The organism is Paenibacillus farraposensis, assembly GCF_020736845.1.
GTDB lineage: Bacteria > Bacillota > Bacilli > Paenibacillales > Paenibacillaceae > Paenibacillus > Paenibacillus farraposensis.
Window position 1 is genome coordinate 187805 of record NZ_JAFFQR010000064.1, and the last position, 18868, is coordinate 206672.

Annotated in this window: 26 protein-coding genes and 1 tRNA gene; 1 reads left to right on the top strand and 26 read right to left on the bottom strand. The window is 45.5% G+C overall.

The genetic code is table 11. The annotated features are described in order from the left end of the window. Position 1: 1 nt before the first annotated feature. The 22 genes from JO375_RS10620 to JO375_RS10725 form a co-directional block, all read right to left on the bottom strand. Complete coding sequence (locus JO375_RS10620) at positions 2–208, bottom strand: tail protein X (protein WP_229524442.1); 207 nt, start codon at positions 206–208, stop codon at positions 2–4. Beyond that, complete coding sequence (locus tag JO375_RS10625; RefSeq protein ID WP_229524443.1) at positions 205–2916, bottom strand: phage tail tape measure protein; 2712 nt, start codon at positions 2914–2916, stop codon at positions 205–207. The genes JO375_RS10620 and JO375_RS10625 overlap by 4 nt, the downstream gene beginning before the upstream one ends. A 29-nt stretch (positions 2917–2945) precedes the next feature. Next, a complete protein-coding gene (locus tag JO375_RS10630) occupies positions 2946–3140 on the bottom strand; it encodes a hypothetical protein (RefSeq protein WP_229524444.1) in 195 nt (64 codons plus the stop codon). A 35-nt stretch (positions 3141–3175) separates the two neighbouring features. Then, positions 3176–3511, bottom strand: coding sequence for a hypothetical protein (locus JO375_RS10635; protein ID WP_229524445.1), 336 nt, complete (start codon positions 3509–3511; stop codon positions 3176–3178). A 14-nt stretch (positions 3512–3525) separates the two neighbouring features. Then, positions 3526–4050, bottom strand: a complete 525-nt coding sequence (locus JO375_RS10640) for a phage major tail tube protein (RefSeq protein WP_229524446.1) — start codon at positions 4048–4050, stop codon at positions 3526–3528. 15 nt (positions 4051–4065) lie between these two features. Beyond that, positions 4066–5520, bottom strand: a complete 1455-nt coding sequence (locus JO375_RS10645) for a phage tail sheath family protein (RefSeq protein WP_229524447.1) — start codon at positions 5518–5520, stop codon at positions 4066–4068. A gap of 1 nt (position 5521) precedes the next feature. Next, positions 5522–5863, bottom strand: a complete 342-nt coding sequence (locus JO375_RS10650) for a hypothetical protein (protein WP_229524448.1) — start codon at positions 5861–5863, stop codon at positions 5522–5524. Continuing rightward, entirely contained in the window at positions 5856–6326 is a 471-nt protein-coding gene (locus JO375_RS10655; protein WP_229524449.1) for a hypothetical protein, read from the bottom strand. Before JO375_RS10655 ends, JO375_RS10650 begins: the two co-directional genes overlap by 8 nt. Beyond that, positions 6326–6871 carry a phage tail protein gene (locus tag JO375_RS10660; RefSeq protein WP_229524450.1) on the bottom strand — a complete coding sequence of 182 codons (546 nt, stop codon included), beginning with the start codon at positions 6869–6871 and terminating at the stop codon, positions 6326–6328. Before JO375_RS10660 ends, JO375_RS10655 begins: the two co-directional genes overlap by 1 nt. Next, on the bottom strand, positions 6868–7251 hold the full coding sequence (locus JO375_RS10665; protein WP_229524451.1) for a hypothetical protein: 384 nt from the start codon (positions 7249–7251) through the stop codon (positions 6868–6870). Before JO375_RS10665 ends, JO375_RS10660 begins: the two co-directional genes overlap by 4 nt. Continuing rightward, positions 7238–7570: a hypothetical protein gene (locus tag JO375_RS10670; RefSeq protein ID WP_229524452.1), complete on the bottom strand. Its 333-nt coding sequence runs from the start codon at positions 7568–7570 to the stop codon at positions 7238–7240. Before JO375_RS10670 ends, JO375_RS10665 begins: the two co-directional genes overlap by 14 nt. 13 nt (positions 7571–7583) lie before the next feature. Further along, positions 7584–8609 carry a major capsid protein gene (locus tag JO375_RS10675; protein WP_229524453.1) on the bottom strand — a complete coding sequence of 342 codons (1026 nt, stop codon included), beginning with the start codon at positions 8607–8609 and terminating at the stop codon, positions 7584–7586. A gap of 13 nt (positions 8610–8622) precedes the next feature. Further along, positions 8623–9015 carry a head decoration protein gene (locus tag JO375_RS10680; protein WP_229524454.1) on the bottom strand — a complete coding sequence of 131 codons (393 nt, stop codon included), beginning with the start codon at positions 9013–9015 and terminating at the stop codon, positions 8623–8625. 2 nt (positions 9016–9017) lie between these two features. Next, complete coding sequence (locus JO375_RS10685) at positions 9018–10238, bottom strand: head maturation protease, ClpP-related (RefSeq protein WP_229524455.1); 1221 nt, start codon at positions 10236–10238, stop codon at positions 9018–9020. Next, positions 10216–11880 carry a phage portal protein gene (locus tag JO375_RS10690; RefSeq protein ID WP_229524456.1) on the bottom strand — a complete coding sequence of 555 codons (1665 nt, stop codon included), beginning with the start codon at positions 11878–11880 and terminating at the stop codon, positions 10216–10218. The genes JO375_RS10685 and JO375_RS10690 overlap by 23 nt, the downstream gene beginning before the upstream one ends. Next, a complete protein-coding gene (locus tag JO375_RS10695) occupies positions 11877–12107 on the bottom strand; it encodes a DUF6148 family protein (protein ID WP_229524457.1) in 231 nt (76 codons plus the stop codon). Before JO375_RS10695 ends, JO375_RS10690 begins: the two co-directional genes overlap by 4 nt. 27 nt (positions 12108–12134) lie before the next feature. Further along, positions 12135–13994 (bottom strand): phage terminase large subunit family protein, encoded by a 1860-nt coding sequence (locus tag JO375_RS10700; RefSeq protein WP_229524458.1) that lies wholly within the window; start codon positions 13992–13994, stop codon positions 12135–12137. Continuing rightward, on the bottom strand, positions 13972–14499 hold the full coding sequence (locus tag JO375_RS10705; RefSeq protein ID WP_229524459.1) for a hypothetical protein: 528 nt from the start codon (positions 14497–14499) through the stop codon (positions 13972–13974). The genes JO375_RS10700 and JO375_RS10705 overlap by 23 nt, the downstream gene beginning before the upstream one ends. Before the next feature lie 234 nt (positions 14500–14733). Beyond that, on the bottom strand, positions 14734–15081 hold the full coding sequence (locus JO375_RS10710; protein ID WP_229524460.1) for a hypothetical protein: 348 nt from the start codon (positions 15079–15081) through the stop codon (positions 14734–14736). Positions 15082–15155: 74 nt separating this feature from the next. After that, positions 15156–15398, bottom strand: a complete 243-nt coding sequence (locus JO375_RS10715; protein ID WP_229524461.1) for a hypothetical protein — start codon at positions 15396–15398, stop codon at positions 15156–15158. 968 nt (positions 15399–16366) lie between these two features. After that, a complete protein-coding gene (locus JO375_RS10720) occupies positions 16367–16630 on the bottom strand; it encodes a hypothetical protein (protein ID WP_229524462.1) in 264 nt (87 codons plus the stop codon). Positions 16631–16715: 85 nt separating this feature from the next. Then, positions 16716–17354 carry a hypothetical protein gene (locus JO375_RS10725; RefSeq protein ID WP_229524463.1) on the bottom strand — a complete coding sequence of 213 codons (639 nt, stop codon included), beginning with the start codon at positions 17352–17354 and terminating at the stop codon, positions 16716–16718. A gap of 92 nt (positions 17355–17446) precedes the next feature. Between JO375_RS10725 and JO375_RS10730 the strand changes: the two genes are divergently transcribed. Beyond that, positions 17447–17599 carry a hypothetical protein gene (locus tag JO375_RS10730; protein WP_229524464.1) on the top strand — a complete coding sequence of 51 codons (153 nt, stop codon included), beginning with the start codon at positions 17447–17449 and terminating at the stop codon, positions 17597–17599. A 123-nt stretch (positions 17600–17722) separates the two neighbouring features. On the opposite strand, the gene JO375_RS10735 is transcribed toward JO375_RS10730, so the two are convergent. The 4 genes from JO375_RS10735 to JO375_RS10750 form a co-directional block, all read right to left on the bottom strand. Beyond that, positions 17723–17926 (bottom strand): hypothetical protein, encoded by a 204-nt coding sequence (locus JO375_RS10735; RefSeq protein WP_229524465.1) that lies wholly within the window; start codon positions 17924–17926, stop codon positions 17723–17725. A gap of 52 nt (positions 17927–17978) precedes the next feature. Further along, positions 17979–18060: transfer RNA gene (locus JO375_RS10740), tRNA-OTHER, on the bottom strand. A gap of 190 nt (positions 18061–18250) precedes the next feature. Continuing rightward, complete coding sequence (locus tag JO375_RS10745) at positions 18251–18481, bottom strand: hypothetical protein (protein WP_229524466.1); 231 nt, start codon at positions 18479–18481, stop codon at positions 18251–18253. After that, positions 18478–18777 carry a hypothetical protein gene (locus JO375_RS10750; protein WP_229524467.1) on the bottom strand — a complete coding sequence of 100 codons (300 nt, stop codon included), beginning with the start codon at positions 18775–18777 and terminating at the stop codon, positions 18478–18480. The genes JO375_RS10745 and JO375_RS10750 overlap by 4 nt, the downstream gene beginning before the upstream one ends. Between the last annotated feature and the right edge of the window lie 91 nt (positions 18778–18868).

The following is an 18868-nucleotide window of genomic DNA, read 5'->3' on the forward strand; positions in this document are numbered from 1 at the left end:
GTCACACCTTCCACGGTGGCAGGTCAGAGGCTGTTGCTTCAACTACAGAAACGTCTGGCATCTGGAGGATTGTACCTGCTGAAAAAACAGAAACGTCGATGTAGTCCAAATTAAGGTTCATAATCTGGATCATCAACGTTTCATCGGAAAATACCTTATATGCAATCATGTCCCATGTATCGCCTTGGATTGTTGTGTATGTCGTCATAGGCTCGTCCTCGCGTTCTGCCGTTTCATGGCCTGATACTGCTGGCGGAAGGTCGGCTGCGCCGCCTGAACGGCCTGCTGCACCACTTCTTTGTCCGCGTTTCCTTGGATGGTGATGTCGAACTGTAATACGATGGAATCCCCGCCGTTATTATTGGTCGTATACCCCATCATCCGGTTTGTTTTCTCCAGCAGGTTCATGCTCCGCTGCTTGTTATTCAGCGGAATGACGGCTTCGGTTCCAGCCTCACCTGCAATGGACGGACCTGTAGTAAATCCGCCTTTAGCAAGCATCGGAATTTCCGGAATGCCTAAGCTGCCTACCGTTCCGCCACCTGCCCATTCAGGCAGATCAAAACTGAAACTACTTATTTTTTGGATAGCCGCATTGATAATCCCAATGACCGAATTAAACGCTTCTTTAACAGCACCTGTTATGCCATCCCATATACCGACAGCAACCTCTTTTATACCTTTCCATGCTAAATCCCAATCCCCCGTAAAAACTCCTGTCAGGAAATCTATAACGCCGCCCAATACATCAATAATCCCTCCAATAATCGGTTTGAGAATATTAATCGCACTTGTCACGACAGTAGTGATAACGGGCCATGCCCATTTGAATATAGTCACCAAGCTGTTTATAACTGGAGCAATGCCAGTATTGTATATTGCCATAATCAACCCGCCGACCTTGCTAAATAACGCTCCTATTTTAGGCAGCCATGCGGCTAAAACAGAGCTTACTTGCGGCAGCAAAGTCTTCGTTATATATCCAAAAACCGAAGTGAATACAGGTGCAAGCTTGCTGTACAAAGAGGATGCTAATTTTAAAACTAAAGGAATGATTGTGCTAAACGCCTGTTTCCCCATTTTCATAAGCGGGGTCAGCAGAGATGTAACGGAACGTAAGGCCGGGGCAATGCCTGATAGCATAGAATCCAATATAGGATTGACAGACTTTTGAAGCTCACTGACGTTATCTATTATGCTTCCAAAATCCAAAGAGCCGTCAAACGAAAATGCCTCCTTTAGATATCCCATCATGTCGTCCAAAACGGGTTTCATGCTTTTAACGAAATCATCAAGTTTGCCTCTGACTCTATCAAATGTATCCACGACACCGTTCGATATCTTAATAGCCTGATCAGGGCTGAACCCAATGGACTGCAACCCTTTATTAATATCTTGCACACCGCTGATATCTCCGTTACCCATTAGGGCATTTGTCAGCAAGCTCCCAGCGCCCTTGACGATATTTTTAACAGCAGCTAATTTATCAAATACGTCAGACAAGGCTCCCGAAAACTTATATGCCTTGTCTTCCCCGACTCCCAAGCTGATTAAGAAATTACTTATACCAGTTGCAGCAGACATATCCCCTGTGCCAGCCATCGAATTAGCAAATAAATCTCCTACAGTCTGCAAGGCTTTAATAAAAGGTTGCATAGCTTGCAGCCCTCGTTTGAAATAACTCTTTATTTTAGGGATAGCCGTTTCCAACCCTTTACCAAACTTAGTAAGCGCGGGTAATGCAAGATCACTGAGCGGGTATACAAACTCGGTTAGCAATTGCCGCCCTATGGATCGGAAAGCGTAGCTAATCGAAGAATATTTAACATCTTGTATTTCTTTCATGGTGTTTTTGGTAGCATCAAATTGTTTTCTAGCGTTCGTCATTGCCAGAATAACACCGGACTCTACATCCTCCGCCTGTGTACCGAACAAATTGAGCATGGCGGTGTTTCTTTTGACAGGATCTTGAACCTTATTAATTGCAGCAGCCACTTGTCGGTATGCTGTCTGAGCGACGCTCCCTCCTGCTGCAAATTTCTTTTGCATTTGGGTTGCATTTAACCCCAGCAACTGATAAGCCTCAATGGTTGTTTTTGATCCATCCTTGGACCTGATTCCAAATTCCTTAATCGCGTCCCCAACTTTGTCCAAATTGAAGGCACCTGCATCTATACCTGCTTTAAATACATTGAACATATTTTGAGCACTAAACCCGAGTTTAGAGAAGTACAAGGAATACTCATTTGCAGAGTCCAAAAGTTCCCCGGATTTGTCCAAACCAAGTTGTTTCCCTTGAGCCAAGAAGTTAAAAGCAGACTGATTGCTCAAGCCTTTGAAATTCTTTTGCAACGTGTCCACTGTTTTATTGACTTCCGGGATATCATCTTTAAAAACATCGCGGAATATAAGCGCGTTTTTGGTTGCGTTCTGCAAATCCCCACCGGTTAGATGTAGTATCTGCCTGGTAGATGCCAACGCATCGCCAAGGTCGTTCCAGTCCTCACCAAGATTCTGATTATATAGTCCCCTGGCTTCTTTCTTAATGGCCTGCATATCTTTGATGCTTGTACCAGTGGATGCCGCATACTGGTTAAATGCTTCCTGCTGATCACCAATAGCACTACCGATATTGTTGATGGTCCCGGTGACTGAATCCAATATAGCCATAGCACCGGATACCTCGGCTACTTTTCGAAAAGTACGCCCAAAAGAAGAAGCGGCGCTGCTCAGTTTCCCGAACGCGCCGCCTGCTTTCTTGGTTTGGTCTGCAAGATCTTCAACTTCACGTCGTGCCCGATCCGGGCCGCGTGAATTTTGCAATTCTCGTAATTGACGTTGTAATTCCTCGACCTGATTATTCGCTTGATCAAACGCACGACGATATCTTTGATCGACCTCGGCAATTAGGTTCATTGCTACATCATATTCATGGGACAATTACATCACCGTCCTTTACGTCCTCTGCGTCCATTTGGTGCCTTGGGACGGTTTTTCTCTGCTTCTTTCATCCGTTTTTCTATCGCCTCGTTTTTTAAATTAACATAAGCTTCAAATGCCTCATGCCATTGGTATAGTTCATAAAGACTCTGGTCTAACCAAAAATCAAGAGGATTCCTTGTTTCGATGGAAAGCGTCATTATGATTCGTCTTATTTCTACTCCGGCCTCACCGTTTATTCCAAACCGAGCAAAAAATTTTGAGCCATTGAAGTTGCACGCCCAAATACTCCGCCTGGTAATTCCTCAATCAGTTGAAACGGAACGCCTGCGGCTTCAGCGCATACGGCGGCCTGAAACTTCATGTTTACAGCTTTAACGGGTGAATCCATATCCCTCAATTCCAAACGTTCACTTAGAGCAATGAGTTTACGACCATTAATTTTGTCCCAATCAAAAACCAGTTCCGTGATTGGTTCTTGGTCCTCAAATTTAAAAGGCTTTGAAAATTTAAGAACATTTTTCCCCTCGTTATTTTCTTCTGCTGGGGTTGTAGTTTTCTTTTCGGTCATATTCTTATCCTCCATTATTTGCCGAGCGCAGCCCGGATTTTAGCGCCGAAATCCACTTCATTTACAACAAATACATCGTTGAATTTGTCGATTTCAATTTTAGTTACACCGTTAATTGTAATCTTGATATAAGTGACTTCATGTTCTACTGAATTATCCGAACCTGCAGCTGTCTCCAAACTGCCCATAGATAGTGTTTTTGGGGAACCTTTTATGGTTATTTTGATCGGAATAACGTCAATGCTACCTGTAACCCGGTTTTGACTCTGAATACCTGCACGCAGGTCAACCGTATGTGTCTCCTGAGCAAATAGGTCGAAGTAACCTTCTTCCCAAGTTGCAAAGTTGTATGTCACCTGCATGGAATCGGTTTGTCCAAGCGTAGCAACGTTCACAGTGCCGTTAATTCCAGCACCTGTGACATCATCAGCAAGCATAGCAATGTCCGGCAAATCAACCGTAGTTGTCCCAAGGTATTGGCTACCGTTACGTATAGCTTCATACTTAATTGTCCGCAAATTAATTCTTTCTTGGCTCAAAGTTCAGCCCTCCCTTTACGCTGCCGTAGCGAATAGCGCAGCAAAGTAAGATGCATCGTATTCCAGCACAAAATCAATGTCCTGTGCCGGAGACGGTGGTGTAACGTAGACATGAAACTTCATCTTCCCATCCATCAGTGCGGAGACAGGGTTTTCAGACGCATTAAATTCCACGCGTCCACCCAAAATGTACCCGGCAGCAGCCAGGCCATTAAGCCAGAAATTCACTGCATCCGTAATCGACTCAATCAGACGCTTGTCGGTGGAACCGTCTAGGTATTTCCAGTAGGTGAGTGTCAAGGTGTTGCCAATCCAATCGAACATACGTCGCACCGGAATGAACGACGACTGTGGGTCTTTTTGATCCGGATATACGCCAGTGCGGTTACCCCAAAGTACAAAGCCGCCGACAAAATTTAATGCCGTGACAATACCATTTGCATTAAGGTATTGTGCTTGCTGTGGTCCAAGAGCAATCGTCCTGGTATCCGTTTTTGTTCCGTCAATCTTTGCCGATTTATTTGATGGCGAAGCCGATGGAACTCCGCCATTATTTACGTCGGTTTGTACAATTACCGCAGATGCTACAGTGGAAGAATGATATGTGCGGTCAGCATAAGTAAAAAGCGGATAGGTGTTTATCTGACGCGGATTAGTATAAGCATTCGTTTTTTTCCACGCAGGCGTATCAGTGTATACAAGCTCGCTCGATAGATCAGTAATTGCCTGTGCTTTGAAGTGTCCACCGTTGAGGCTAGCTGCCTTTTCGGTCATTACTGCTGCAACGGTTGGATTTTGCGAAAATCCCGGTGCAGCGATCAAAGCGGGAACGATTCGGAACAGCGGGAATACCTGGTCAAGTAGTTCAAGCCCTGTAGCCTCGCCTGTAGCCTCCACAACGCCGCCGATAAGGTCCGCTGCTGTCACTTTGCTGCGGTCCAGTTTAGAGTATGAAATTTTAACGGCGCTGTTGGATGTCAGAGCGCCAGAAGCAATGCGGGATACTACGAGATTGCCGGAAGTATTAAAGCTCACGCTGTAGTCCTTCCCTGCTGTGTAAGTGGTCGCTCCGTCATCTGAGGTGACGACCACAGACGATTTAATAATTCCTTGCACCGCTACAGTTACCACACCATCAGTCAACGTAAAGATGGACGCGGCTACCGTTGCATTATGTTTAGTTGGGTCCAGGACATTCACGAACACAACTGGCGATAGCTTCGCAATCTTAAAAAAGTAATGTGTAAATTCAGACAGTGTGAAGCTTTCCCAGTCGTCCGAGTATCCAAAAGCAGCAACCACATCATCCCGGCTTTTGCACAGGATTGGTTTATTTACTGGCGCATCCTCCAGAGTTGTTAGATTGATTGGAGCCGTGCCGAATACGACTGGCAAAGTAATATTCAAAGGTACTGGCGTAATAACTTCCGCTGGCTGTTCGCTAACAAAAATGCCGTGACGTTCTTCCAATTTAGATTCCTCCTTTTACTGCCGAAATGACAGCAGCATAGGCAATTTGTAGTGAGCTTCCTGGCATGGACAACGACGCTTTCGACGCAGCCAACTCGGCTACAGGCACGAAAAGCTGCCGTATTTCTGGTGCCTTCTCCGCCACATCTTCCAAATATGCCGGGAAGCCATCGCGAACAATAAGAGACTTCGCCAGCCGCCCTCCGGGCAAGTTCGGGCCGATATATATAAGTTGCTCTGGCTCAATAGCGGTCTTACCTGCTTGAGCGACTTTTTCAGTCGAAGCAATAGCGCGCCGCGTTTTCGGCTCCACAGCTTCCTGTTTTCCTTGCTCTTTATCCAAAATAAACATCCTCTCTACTTATGCCTGGTATTTTCCACGTCATATTTACGTAGCCGAAAAAATACGGAGCTAAGTCTTCTTCATCAAATAAGGAACATGTCAGGGGGAAATCCAGTTCAAACATTCGGTCTAAAATCGGATGAGTTAAAAATGCATGCCGAATACGCTGGAGGATGTTTTGAATCGTTCTTTCCCCCTGCATATCTAACGATTCATCAAAAATCCCCACACTAAGAAGCATGGAACAAGACGACTGGACCTCATGTCCTTGATCCGTCGTCTCACCAAATCGAACAGTGATAAAAGGGAAGTGATCACGGTCGTCCTGCTCGTTCTTCGCTGGTAGGTTCTGAGCATAAATGTTTAGTGGAACCATTTCATATCGAGCATTCATGTATTCCGAATCAGCAAAAAGACGCTTTAGTTTAGCTACTAAAGCGTCTTGCAGTACAAACGGTGTCATTATCCGCCCAACTCCCTATTTAATTCATGCTCAAGCCGCTGCGCATATAAAATACGTGCCTTTCGCTCCACTGACTCTCGAATTTGCACATTATTGAACATTTCTGGAGCCGGGGGACCAAATAACCGTTTGATGGGTAACCTCTGTCTCCCCTCGCGCACAAAAATTTTAACCCCGTTTTTGTCAGCTGCAAAAGCGCCTGGAACCTTCTTCATTCCACCCTTTTTAACCGCGACCTTTAGCACTTTTGGCCGCTTACCTGTCGTTCGGCGGGGTGAAAATTTGTATTTATCCAGCCCTGTGCCTCGGCTGCGGGAACGTATAGTAGCAGACAAGCTTCCTTTGTCAGCTTTTTTTATAGAAAAGGTGCTACCTAAGTCCCCGGCCTTGATGACATATTGTTCTCGTATTTCCTTGCTGGCGTTTGTCTTTGCGTTCTGAGCGACCCGATTAAGCGCCCGATACATAGCGACTTTCGTTTTCTTTTTGACTTCATGAAGGTGCCGTTGCGCTTCTCTTAAAGCAGAGGTGTCAATTTCAATCATGACCCTTTACGCCCCAGAGTTACAGTTATCATGTTCCCATCATCCTGTAGATCCGCAACGGTGTAGACGCGACTGTCAAATTTCATTTTGCTCTGCAGGACTGGAAGCCTACCAAAGTGTAGGAAGAAGTCGGCACGCTGAGCATAAAACAAAAGATCGGCATCGTATACGCCATCCGTTGGATTCGAGGCGCTACTTTTCCGATCTCTCAGTTCATCATCATCTACAGTAACCAACATTCTGACAGGAGGGGCAGGAGGGGCAGGTAACCCATTTTTTGGCGGACTCATAAAAGATATTTCATGCCAATCCGCAAACTCTTTCTCGTTCAGAAAAACATCCTTCACATCCTTCTCAAGCTGATCCTTAAACGAGCGCATTGTTTTCGTCCAACCAAGCAGTATACTGCTCGACTCGACCCTCAACATTACCCGCTGCTTCAAATTCAAGAGACTCCAACAATTCCTTTTGCTCATCGGCCTTTAATTTAGCAAATTCCTCTGCTGAAATGGGGGCACCTGTTGATTGTAACAACCCCGGGTTTCCACCTTCACTTCCGTGATTTTCATCCATGACCATTTTGCCCGAACCAAGACTCACAAGACGTTGGGCCTCTGCATCACTCAGTCCTCTTAAAATGTCACCTATAGCGAAGTCTTCTCCGCTGTGGCGAATTTTCCCCAATGCTTCAATATTCAATGGATATCCCTCCTTATAGAACTTTCGCTACGTACCAGTTCTCGATGTTCAATGGAACAGGGAACGGACGACTTTGCAACTCCAGTGTGCGAACCGCTGTGCGGCGGTCTGCGAATACTTGTGCAACTACTTGTTGGTTAACCAAACGGATATCATCATCTCCGACCATAACCGGGTTAGCTGCATAAAGGAATTCAAACGGCTTGCCTTCCGGTAGCAATACAATCGTACCAGCAGGAATGAATGGCTTTTCTACACCGTCATCGTCCACGAATGTACCTGTATAGCTGTAAAGATCAAGACCAACGTCTCTTAGGAACCCATGGTAAGTTACACCGTCAGGCAACAGAGTCGTATCAATGTTGCCGATAGTCAGCCCTTTATTGTCGGCCAATTTTAGAATGGCTGGGTGGCGTGTCAGAGCTATCAATGCCTCATAATCACCCACTACTTTGCGCGGAGTCTGCCCATTTTTTTGCATGATAGACAGTCGCAGTCCCGCTAAGAACTTGATAGGATCGGAGTTCGGGTCACTCCACAGGTCTTTACCAGAAAGAGTGATCGTGTTTGAGAATCCGTAGTTAAGTTCTTGTTCCACGCCCTCACCAACTTGCATTACCTTACCCGTGAAAATCATTTGTGATGCCATCTCGATTTTACGGCGAGTAATAGTGTCGTTCAGTTCCACCAAATCCCTAGCAATCAATTTACGGAGGCGTTGTTCAACGCTATCCGGGTTATAGAGGGATTCTCCAGCTTGGCGAGCTTTAAGGTCGTGATAAGTAATGTTCCGTGCTGGCTTAACGGGAACTGGGGAATATTGCTTCGCGCTGAAAGCATCACGCAGTACAATTTTCCCTTGTTGCAACTCAGATACGTAAGGCGCGATACGGTGCTTACCTTTCAACGTTTGAATTTCGATTTCGGTCGTAAGCCCTACCTCACCGTCAGAAAAGAATGTGCTCAAAATGTACTCCGATGTTTGCGGTAACTGCCCAACTACTCTGAGAAGCTGCGGCAAAGAATAAATATCTGGCATTGTTTAAATCCTCCTATTCTACTACCCGTTTTATGATCAAACCAATGTTACGCATTTCAACTTCATGCTTTTCAACCTTATCCGCACCGCCAAAAATGAGAGCGTGACGGTTAAACTCTCCGCCTACATAACCTGTAGCTCGTACGTCTTTGGTCGTTGCATCCACTTCCTGGTCGGAAAGGATCGCAAAAGGCAATTGGGAACCGTCCGTCTTGCTGGAGTCCACTGGAGCTACGATGTACATTCCATGAAAAGCGTTCGTTTCAGGCAGTTGAGATACAACCCCTAAAACAGTACCACGCTTGATGACGCCGGATCCGCTTTTTACAATGATGGACACATTGGTGAGCGGTACAGTATAGCCCGCAATCAGGTTATCGTACGGCTGGCTTTCATATGCTGGCATAATTATTTACCTCCCCGTAATCTTTTCATTTCTGCAATTACCTCTTCCGCTTCTGTTTGTGCCTGCACTTCTTCGGCGGCTTTCTTGACTTCTGGTGTAGTAGATTCTTGGACAGGGACGTCATTTACCCCACTATTTTGCGCGTCCTGTTGACGTGCTGCTGCTACCTCACCTTTCTTAGCTATGGAAGCTTGTACAATCGCTAGGGAAGCTTCCGCGACGGTTTGGCCTGCCTCGATAGCGTTCTTTACAATTTCAGCAGCGCCTGGAGCAGCAGCCAATTCATTCAGCGCCGTAATCCGTTGACGTTCGTTTGTCACACCCTCATTTACTACTTGGTTATACAAGTCTGGATGTTCGTTTTTCAATTGGTTAAGATCCATTGGTTTGTTTTCCCCCTTCATAGAGTTAATCTCATTTTTTAATTCCTCAAATGTGTCTCCAGCCCGCGGAGTTCCGCCCTTATTCGCGTTAACGGCAACAACTGGTTGCTTGGCATGCGAACGAACCTGTAAATTCGGGCTGCTGTGCAGGGGAATTATAGCTTCCGCCCCTCTGTCGCCAAGCACTGGAGACTGATTGATGAAGCCACCACTTTTAAGAAGCTCGTTTCGCACTTTGTTTATGACCGCTTCCGGCAGCACTCCATCACTCCCGAGCATGTCGACAGCACTATTGGTAACTTCCGCGACTCCTTCGTTGAACATTATTTCATCCGCGAATCCAAGTTCGACAGCCTTCTGAGCATTCATCCAAGCTGTATTATTCATGAGGGTAAGAAGCTCGTCTCTTGTCTTACCTGTTCGGAGTGAATAAGCATTGGTTATCGCCTCATCTGTGCTTTTAAGCAAGGCGGAAGAGCGGTCGTGGTCGTTCTTGTCACCATCAGTCCTCGTTGCAGCGTTATGAATCATGATCTGTGCTGGTGGTGATATTTTGATAACGTCAGCACCCATAATCATGACCGAAGCAGCAGAAGCGGCTACGCCTGTTACTTTCGCAGTGATCTTCCCGGGGTAATCTTTGAGTAAAGTGTAAATCTCAGCACCGTCAAAGGCGGAACCACCGAGAGAATTGACATATAGTTCGATTTCGTCGCCATTAGATGCGTCGAGCTCCTTAGAGATCATCCCCGGACTCACAGCCGGAATGCCAAACCATTGATAAATCCATGCGTTAGCGTCGCCAATAATAGGGCCGTTAGCTTTGATCTTCTTGGGCATTTTCTTTCTCACCTCCTCCCAGGTCGTCGCTATCATCTTCCTCATCGCCTACATTAGACGATGTTGGAACGGCGGTAGCTGCTGCCTTAGCTGCGCCCTCACTAAGTCCATACCTTTTGAGCGTAGCAAGCTCGTGGGCTCGCTGCTGCACGTTGGACTCCCACTCACCGCCTGTGAGTTCGGCTGTTTCGCCCTCTGCGGTACTAAAGTTATATTCGATACGACTGATTGCAGCGTTAACCTCTTTGACCGGATCGAGCATGCCCTGGGACGGGCCGTGCCAAGCTGCTTTCGTATAGGCACGAAAAATAGCCGGATCATCAAAGATACCCGGCGCGTCTATGCGGCCTTTTGTAACTGCCTCGACAAACCATTCTTCATACACAGGCTGACAAAACGACTTAGCAAGCCATGTTCGACGCATGCGGAACATTTTCCACGCTTCCAACATTGCAGCGCGGCTAGCTGTATAAGACGATGTAAAGTGTTTGACCAGCAATTCGTAAGGAATTTCAAGAGCAGAACCAATCTGCCTCAATATAGCCGTAACAAATGGGTCAAAGTTCGGGTTTGGTCTTGTCGGGTCTGCAAAATTTGCTTTTTCACCTGCCTCAAGAAACTGAACCGCTCCCGCACCAAGTTTAATATCATTGGGCGGCAACTCTTCACCAGCCAAGTTATCAGTATCAGGCGGTTGCAAACCGAACGCGCTAGAATCATCAGCATTCTCTGTTTCGATAAACACAGTAAACATCGCTTGTACTGCAGCAGCCGTTAATTCTGCCTCGGTATAGCGGTCAAGTTGCTTCAATGCCTCAATAACTGGCGCAATGACAGGCACACCACGGCGCTGACCCGGACGCTCGGATTCCATCAGATGGAGCACATTGTATCTCCCTGTTTCCTCTCCCCGCGACAAGACTCTCGTCCATTTTTGATCGCCGCCGAGATAGCTCTTGCCACTTCCTGGGTGACGACTACTGAAATGATAGGCAACAATCATACCCGTTTCATCTACCTCAACCCCGGATTGTATCCGGTCCGTATCCGAAAGGTTTGGACTGCTACAACGATCAGCCTCAATCAGATTGACCTTTAAATCATAAATTGAGAATTTGCGTGGAATCATCGGCAAGAGTCCGAAAACATCGCCGCTTTGAAGCTGAGAAAGAAAAGCAAGCTGTTGTAAACCATAAAAGTCATTCAAACCTGCAGCGTCACAGTTCTTTGAGTCGGCCCATAGCGACCATTCGCGGTCAATTTGAGATTTTAATATTGCGGATTGCTCAGCAGTCAGATTTAAAAAATCCTTATCAAACGCTGGTTTAAGCCGTAAACCTGTTCCCACCACATTTGTTCGCATAGTCTTGTGAGCTCCGGCAACAATCGCCCCTCCTACAGCAAGATCCCGGGAACGTGCTCTCAATTCCTCCAGATAATCATGGATATCCGAATCAGCGTCCCCGATGTTAGGATTCCAAAGACTCATGCTTTTCTTAGTCCGGCTGGCTCCATGAGAACCGTACCCTTGGTTCAAAACAGTAGCGATTTTTTCTTGTCGGATAGTCTCAGTTCTGGCTATAGCTCTTTTTTTAGCCACACCAGGAGCAACATAATTGATGATCCGTTCAAGCCTGTTCATATATCAAACGGGGTGAACGCACGAGTACGGGAACGTCTCCGGCCCGGATTCTCCAAATCGTCAACCACCTTGCTCCAGTAGCGTATTCTTTCAATGATTGTGCTCATGGGTACACGGGTTACTGATCTCCCTTTGATGCTATACGATTGTCCTGTAGCAAGAGCCATCTCAGCATCACGCCATGCGGTCAGATTTCCCCTTGCTTCTTCAAGTGTGATATTTGGCATATCCCCTTTTCACCTCCTTCATATGGTTTACACACTGCTATTAACGCCTTGTCTGCGCTTTTTACGTGGTGCAATTACTCTCCCCCCAGCATCAGGATCAATGATAGGTCCGTTAGGCTGCTGCTCAATGGGCAGTGAAAGGTTAGGGTTCAACAATTCAACAACTGCCCGGTTGTAAACAGCTAGGTCAAACGGCTCGTTTCGGTCGCGAGTCTTGACCCAGGCTTTGTACTTAACGCCCTCTTTCACCACAATTTTGTGCGTTTCAGCAGTCAGACCCAAGAAATATTCTTGCGTGTATCCCTTGTCCTCGCCCGGGAAATGGCAGTATAACGGCCCCGGCGATTCTACTTTTAAGCTGTCATGGACCTTGACCTTACCATCGTCTACTCCCAAATGAATTAATATCGCATTATACATTTGGGTACGGGTATGCTTGGCGATGAATGGGACATGCTCTGCCGTTTTGGGGTTGATCCCTTGCCCTTTAATGGCGTATATGCGGCGATATTCCCTCGGTTTAGTGAATTCGTACACCTCTTTGGTATAATGACCGCCTGAGTCCATACAAGCGCCCACAATACGGAATTCTCGCCCGTTTGGTCCAGCCCATGAACGACAAAGAAACCTGTCCAGTTCCTCCCATACTTCGGGTCTGTCCAAGTCTCCGTAAATACGGCGATATTCAATTCTCCAAGACTCTTTACCAGCTCCCCAGCCCGTAATCTCCACTTCAAAACGGTCATCTTGGGTGTCAATCGCAGCAGTAATGACTTTCACACCCTCCGGCACTTCATGTTCATAAACCTCACGGCGTTGCATCAAAGTTTTCTCGTCCATTCCTTTGACCTTAGTCTCCCAAGGCTCTCCAAGGACCGTATTTATGAAAACTTTGAGTTTGTCTACGCCTTCACGCTTGGCAATTAAGAACTTTTTCGAGACCTCTCGCCAGTCAGACCAGGGACTTGAAAGCTGGTTGATGTGGAATCCGCGTCGGGTTGAGTGCTCTTTACGTGCAATCCAAGCCCCATTCCCGCGCTTCCACTCTTTTTCAGATCCCAACATTCCACAGTAACAGCAGCGATATTCAGCCTTTGTGACCACGATTTCGCCGCTTTCCGACTCGTAATGTTCGTATTCAACCCCATTTTTGAATCTTAAAGGTTGCAACTCTCCGCAATGCGGGCACGGCAAGCACCATTGTTCCATAGTGCTGTCTTCGTAAAGCTGGTAAATGCGAGAAGTTTCCTTATCGACCGGAGTTGATACAAACAAATGCCGCCGCTTGTGCCGGAATGTTGTTGTCCGCGCAGTAGCAAGAGCGATTGGGTCACCTTCTTTACCGGAGGAAACCGGAAATCTGTCCACCTCATCACATAGAACGATTTGGACCGGTCTGGAAGACAGCCCCGCCGAAGCATTGGCCCCTACTATCGTCACATATCCGCCTGGGAATGACTTTTCTTCAATCGTGTTACTGCTGTCCCGGGACTTAGCGACGCCGACCTTGTTATGCAACACGTCGCTGTTATTAATCATGGGCGTCAGTCGTTTTTTTGAGTAGGCCTGTATTAAATCCTCATTGGGCAACACGTGCATGATTGGGCAAGGCTCTTGGTCAATGTACGAACCGGTCACATTCAAAAGAAACTCCGTTTTCCCCACCTGAGCTGAGGCCATGATCACGACCTCTTCCCATTTTTCAATAGAATCCATGATTTCGCGCTGGTACGGTGCCCGATCAGTCCGCCACGGCCCAGCCTCTGCGCTGCTCTCCGTGGTCAGCACTCGGTTCATATCAGCCCATTCAGAAACCGTCAACCGTCTTTTGGGCTCCCATTGCCGGTTCGCTCGGGTAAATAATTCAACTGTCTTCTGGGCTACCATGGTCTACATCGCCCCCAATCTGATCCGGGGTATATTTAGCCAGGGCAGACAAGGCTGTTTCAATCTCTCGACGCACCACAGATTCCACAACCTCGGCTGATTCTTGTTCGCACTCCGTTGCAATTCTGCTCGATACGCCAAGAAGTCGGGACTTCGTTGTTAAAATCAGGTCCGACAGCAGCCTTTCTACGTCCAACGCCGCATGGAGGTTCCCTTTCATTTGCTCCAGCTCAAGCGATGCCTTTTCAGCCTTGGTTTTCTCGTGTTGAGTCTTGTAATCTATCAACCTCGGCTTTCTTTCTTCTTCTTTGCCACCAGAAACATACTCAATGTACGCCTGCACAGCCTCAGACAGATTGTATTTTCCTCGGGAACACTGCTGTAGTACATTTTCTGTGGTCAACTGCCTAATCCAGCGGTCAGACTTGCCGACGATGGCAGCCAATTCACCCGTCTGAACTATTTGGTCATGCACCTTAATTGCTTCCGTCTTAGCTTTAGCCATCGTCAGCCCTCCTGCTTCCGTTTTAAGCCTTATTAAACCCCTACCCTACTGACCCCCTTAATTAGTAGAAAAAATATCTCTATCGCGCTCCTACGCCCCTTAAAAACGGAAACGGAAGTGAAATCCCGATTTAAAAACTAGCGCAAAATCGGGGTCGTGAGCACCCGCAATACTTTTTCTTCTCTCAGAGGGACCCGTAAATATTTTTCGAGCAAAAAATAATAGAAAATATAATTATTCTTTCACTCTCAAGCCCAATAGTTTTCGGTAGTGGTTCAACCCTTTATCATTGAGTCCTGCCAAGAAGAATAGCTGTGCCTCTCCTAACTCTTTACCATGTCGTTCGAAGTATTGAGCATTGATCTCCTTGACCTCTACTTGTTCAACAGCCTCGCGTATCTCTTGATGTTCGAAGCAATCTATTAAGGTCATATTAAAGAACATACGCAATTGTCTTTCACATTCAGAGGGAGGAATGGTTTTATCCACCTTGGGTTTATATAGTGCAGGGTTAAGTCTCGCTGTTGGCTTACACGCATAACCATACCTGTCATAGTACGTACCACGTCCAGACTCATTCATGCAGTGTGTGCACCATCGTCCCTTACTAAACTGTGAGCAATCAGCGCAATAGAATGTATCAACAGGGCTTTTCATCATGGATACTCCGGCGTGATGGGGATAAGATACACCATCGCATCATCTGGATTAACATGAGCTAACTGTAGCGCTCTGATCGCATCTAATTCGAATTGGTTCACGCCATTCTCCTTTTCCGTGGTGATGTAGCTGTAACTCATGCCGGCAATAGTAAGCAGTGTACGAGCAGTAGAGAGAGTAAGCTTAGTTCGTTCAGCACGTATCAACTGCACCATTCCCTTAGCCTCAGTCTGATTCATACGCACGCGCCTCCTTCTTTTGTTCTTTTATTCTTTAATCTTTAAGACCTTGGTATAAAGGGTCAGGCAAAGCTTATGTTCATGTGTATGGTACAGGGTGGTTGATGTACGAGTATTTTAATTGACTGTACAACTACTCTCATTTCTTTGTTCTCTATCAGGTTTATTTGATAGGAATAATTATCCTCATGCTTCACTCTCTCTTCATCCTCTCTGTTTATATATGAACAATAAAAAAAGCCACTCTTTTATGGGAGTGACTTCAGTAATCGTATTATGTTTTATTAGGTATTAATAACCCTTGTATACCAAAGGTTTTTAGCGTCGCATATACTTTATAGCATTAAAGTTACTTTAAACGTATTCTTTAAAAGATTAAAACCGTCCTCATAGCCGGACCGGCCTAGTTCCGCACTGAAAAGATGTGCAGAACCAATGTTTTTTAAATTATCTCTTTAATCAATTATTGAAGATGAAATGCATATGAACGCTGCGCTCCATATTAAGATCCTTGTACTTAGTTACTAAATACGAAGGAGTAAGAGCATTATACTGAGAACTATATTAGGCTGTCAATCGGCCCATTTTGGCCTAAATTCGGCATTATACACCCTTTATACATCGGTGTAGCTGGTACATTTTGCACACCATCATGAGAGTATAATTCCTTAAAACCCTTGATACATAAGGGGTCGTATCATTCTAACACCCGTTTAGAGGGGGACAATCGTCCACCAGTAGAATCATGCTAGAGGGGTGTGATTGTCCACCACTAATATTCATCATTCTTGTATATGGTGTATAAACATTCATTAATGATTCCTTCCTTGACGACGCTCCTTTCGGTTACGCGGGGCCTCATGTCGGGCTGCTGTTAATCGTACAAGCCATTGCAATAGTTCCATCTTCAACCCTCCTTCGGGCAACAAAAAAAGCACCGATTAGGGTGCTTCTCCTTAATGAAATAATCAATCCAAGCCTAAGATATCCATGGCGTATTCATGAAACTGTACAGGATCAAGCCCTTGTTCTTCAGACAGTGTAGCGTGTCTACCAAGAACCCCTTTGTAGTACAGGTTAAGCTCTTCCTCAGAGAAGACCCCCTTTGCTTTGAGCAACTCTATCAAAGCAGCTATCTGGAGGTTTTTAACTCCGATCTGTGCATCTAAATCAACCACTAACTCGGTCAGCTTTTTTGGACTAAATTCGTCTTCTGGTGTTCGTATTATCAAAATAATCACCTCCCATTACCATTTATCGGTAGAAGAAAGATTGAATATTATAGAAGATTTCGAAAGAAAAGCACCTCAGGGATGCTTAGTGAATTTTATGTTTATTTACGAGATTCCCTAATTCATCTAGGATATAGTTGAGTTTATCCGGATCATCTGCCTCTAATTTATTGCATTTCTCTATGATTTGGGCCAGTTCTTTCGCCGCCTGCTCATTTCCCTTCAACTTAACAATTAAAGGAAATAAAAACCCTTCTAAGGTATCTGCACAAGTTGAAGCGTGCAAACATCGCGGATTCATATCCATAAGTAGAGCTTCTGTATTGTGACCGAGATAATCAAGTAGTTTCTCGTTAAGAGAAAAGAATTTTTTTATTTGATCATCGGTCATATCAGTGTTACGATCAATGAATTTCTTTATTCCAAAGCCTTCACTTACATAGTATAGTAGGTCGTACTTTCTAAATTTTTGAGAATAATCTTGGGTAGCAGCCTTAATTACAATTTCATCTTCAACTAGATTTGTTTTTCTTTTTAAAATGAAAGAATCCATTCCATTAGGCATAACAGCTATCTTTTCGTCGTTTCTAAAAAAATAAAAATCAAAATTTCCTGAATCAAATGAAATATCTTTAATTTCGGTTTGGAGTGCAACTTTACAGATTTGAAAGCCTTCTTCAATGAGTCTGAGTAATCTCATGTGATCTTCTGCGAATTTAGACATTAGCATCATCTCCTTCGACACAACAATTCGACACATAGGAAGGATATCCCTTTTCATGTGCCGAAAGTATTAGTCCGAAAGGAGGTGTTTTTTTGTTAGAATGGATCGAAAATAATGCAAAAACTGCGATCATCGCTGCTGTTACGCTTGCTTTCATCGCCTCTGCAGCGAACTATGTTCTGCAACATGGTCTTGAATCCATGCAGAAGCTGGGACCAGCTTTTGAAAGACTGGATTCCAAATAGCGCCCTGCGGACTCGAACCGCACCTCTCCTTTTGGCGCTGTAAAGTCCCCGGATTGTCTCCGGGGATAAACGCTACTGCAGCTCTCAAGCTAACTTACCGATTTCAATAAAAAAAGCACCTTATCAGGCGCTTATGATGTCCATCCATACATCCAAGATTAATTCCTCACCGTGCTTCACACTATTGCACTCCTGAGTAAATACCTGGCGTTCCCCATTCTCATCAGAGACTGTTACCAGTGCAACGTGTTTACCGTCACCATGCCATACTGACGCTTCGTAATTAACTCCGTTATGCTCTTCTCTTTTAATAATTTCCTTTTCCATTCCAAACACCTCCGAACAACATAATTCGATGTAACGGAGGGAATATCCTTTAAGCACGGTGCGGGAATTGAACCCGCGCCTTTAGGTCTGTTTTACTTGGGCCCGCCTGTGCTCTTCCGCTGAGCTAACCGTGCATGAAACCTAGCTTTATTTTGAATAAAAGATATGACGCAAACAGTGGTAAAATAGTCGCTCTACCAGCTTGAGCAAGAGCAGACTTGAATGCTTCTGCATCATCAGCGAAACTCTTATCGCTCTTACCCATGAACCAAGCGAATATTATAGGTCCCGAGAAGAAGCCAATGACAAACCATATCCAAAAGCTCACTGCTTATCGCCTCTTTTCTCTCGAACTATCTTATAGAGTACATACAGTGCGTGAATAGGGAAGAGAGCAGCCATAGCGAGTGAAACCAAAGCAACGACAAGAATAGACGCATTATCACCATGTCTTTTGACCAAATCATAGAACTTTTCGGCTGGTTGACAAACGATGAATGCCTGCGCCCAAGTGAACCCGACTACGATGTAGATAGAAATAAACAAATCAATCATTTCTTATCACCATCCGAACGCAGCTTTTTTTTACCACTCGAAGCCATGTAATGATCTCTTATTGCTTTAGTCTCAGCATCCCGGCGATATTCGATTTCATTTCTTTTTGCAAGTTGCCGGGCGATTGCCATGTTTGACTTGGCGACGAGGGCCAGACCGAACAGATTACCGATCCCAGCATCTTGTACGGAATCATAGGTCAATTCTCCTTTTTCCCCTGCTTCGCCTTTTTCGATAGATTGTTCTATCGTCACATTAATCATTCTTTCCAGTTCCAAATCATGTTTGCTCAGCATCTTTCTTCACGCTTCCTTTACTTTCTTTTTTTAAAAATACCCCTTGATGGAATCGAACCACCGACCGCCGGGATACAAGCCCGGAACTCTC